This is a genomic window from Rahnella sp. BCC 1045 (genome assembly GCF_019049615.1).
Lineage (GTDB): Bacteria > Pseudomonadota > Gammaproteobacteria > Enterobacterales > Enterobacteriaceae > Rahnella > Rahnella contaminans.
Genome location: NZ_JAFMOZ010000052.1, coordinates 1 through 2,232 on the forward strand (window position 1 = coordinate 1; position 2,232 = coordinate 2,232).

Genomic DNA, 2,232 nt, shown 5'->3' on the forward strand with positions numbered 1-2,232 from the left:
TCTTACTTTATCTAATATGCGATACTGGGTAAGTGACTTGTGCTTAATGTTGAACTCACCAGGGAAAACTGACACGACTTCAACATCGATCCCTTTTTTTATAAAATACGCAATTTGATTAATAATAAATGTCTCTGATGCCACTGGGAATTTATAGACAAAAAACGAAACCTTCATAAATAACGTCCTTTAAATAACAGCTGCAACAATACTAAACAATGACTGTTACTTTTCTATTGATATACTTTTAGAAGCATTTTTTATAGCATCTGCTGTTGATTTTTCACTCAAATCTCTATTAAGAATACCGAAATTATGTTCACGATAATTTTTATTATTCCCATCATTAATAAAATCGTACCACCATACACCTTTAATATAAGGTTTAGTTTTAGCCAGGAGGATATACTTATAGGCATAGTCAGCAATTTCTTGCTGTGTGAGAACAGGCTTTTTATCAGAAGTTGGGAAACCCATCTCAGTTATATACAAAGGTATAGGTGAAGTTCGCTTTGCCAACACCATCAGGTCCTGTTGAGTCTTATCAAGCATTTTTATATTGAATTCGGGGATTGAGGCTCTTTTACTTCCCCACGTATAAGGATGCACTGACAGGCCATCAATATAATCCAGGATGCCCAACTTGACGATTTCTTTACCCCATCGAATATCAATATAATCCATAGGGTTGAAAGAACCGGCGATGACAGTCGCCTGCGGATTTTCTTTTTTAATAACTTTTGAAACAACTTCCACTAACTTGACGTAGTTTTTGGCAGACTCATCATTATTAGCTCCAGGTTCTACCCTGTTGGACCATTCATTCCATATTTCAAAGACAGAAGCCTTACCTTTGAAATGCTCAACAGTCCATGCTGCATAGTTAGAGAAAGCAGAAACTTGCTCGTCAGTTATTGGCTTTCCTTTTCCATATAATTCGTTTCCATAATCTAGTATAACAACAGGATTAATTCCGTTTTGGTAAGCAATGTCGAGCACTTTTTCAGTTTTACTATTCGGTGCAGAATATTGTCCTTTTACCTTTTCCACAGAATCCCATTTATAATCTGTTCTTAAGGAATTTATATCATACTTCTTCATTAATGAAATAAATTCCTCAGGGGTACCATAGAAACCATCGGGGTGTACACCCACACCGACATTAAACGCCAAAGCTTGGTTTATTGATAGAAGAACAAAAGGTACAATTAGAGTGACATTCACGCCCCATCTCATTACCTTATTAATCATCGCGCCCACCTTTTTCTGAACTTTGGCAAATGTAATACATTAAATTTAACTATAATCATAGCTCAAAATGAATCGTATATTTATTTAAGGGGGTTTTCATTGTTAAATATTCTTTTAAAAGTAAATCGATTATGCGACATACAAATTCCAATTAACACCCAGTAATAAGGTCTCATAAAACTAGATTCAATTATAAGAACTATCATTGATATAAGTAATGAGAAGTAAATAACAGTTCCTTTAAACAACACGGCTTCATTAGCAAATAACAACCTATGATGCCATATCAACCATATAATCAGTGCCATCCAACCACATGTAGCCGCCATTTCGACGTAAAGATTGATCGCTGGAAGCCCGAAGGGATTTAAATACCACGGTAGGGAATTGTAAAATGGATAGGCACTTTTATTACTTAACGTATACTCGGTATAAGCACCAATCCCAACCCCCCAAAAATGTTCTAAGGCAACATGATAAGCCATTTCAACTCTGTACCATCTGTTACCCACACGGTCTTTCAAACCATCTAAAACATCACCCGACATAAAAACATTTCTAAAGGTAATAGCAATCAAATCATTGTTTGTTTTAGCATAAAAATAAAGACCCACGAAACCAATAAACATTATAAGTAAAGAAATTGATATTTTTAACATCTTGTTCTTTCCATGTAACGATATGACGCAGGTACCAATTAGGAAAACTAGAAGTAAATTAGCACTTTTGGTTGTATAAATTGCAACGATACATAAAAAAATATCAAAAAACTGTGCTTTGGGTATTTGTATTTTGTTTTCTTTTTGGAAAAAATTACATAAAACGATCACAACATATGGTATTAAAGCGATGGCGAAGTAAGAAGGTTCATAATAGAGAAAGTGCGCCCTGTCTTGCAAATGTGCGAAATAAAAAATTGCACCACAAACAATTTGAAAGCGGTAAGAGTTAAATAGCCCTTTCAAGGTAGCAGAATAATCA

Annotated in this window: 2 protein-coding genes; both read right to left on the bottom strand. The window is 34.7% G+C overall.

Annotated features, from left to right (window positions below):
• Positions 1–225: 225 nt before the first annotated feature.
• Positions 226–1,251: a cellulase family glycosylhydrolase gene (locus tag J1782_RS00325; protein WP_165059126.1), complete on the bottom strand. Its 1,026-nt coding sequence runs from the start codon at positions 1,249–1,251 to the stop codon at positions 226–228.
• Between the two features lie 80 nt (positions 1,252–1,331).
• Positions 1,332–2,232 (bottom strand): O-antigen ligase family protein (locus J1782_RS00330; RefSeq protein WP_217151911.1); only part of this gene is annotated, 901 nt, incomplete at its 5' end.

Coding starts and splice junctions, on each gene's coding strand:
- J1782_RS00325 (WP_165059126.1), bottom strand. CDS start 1,251: ATGATTAATAAGGTAATGAGATGGGGCGTGAATGTCACTCTAATTGTA.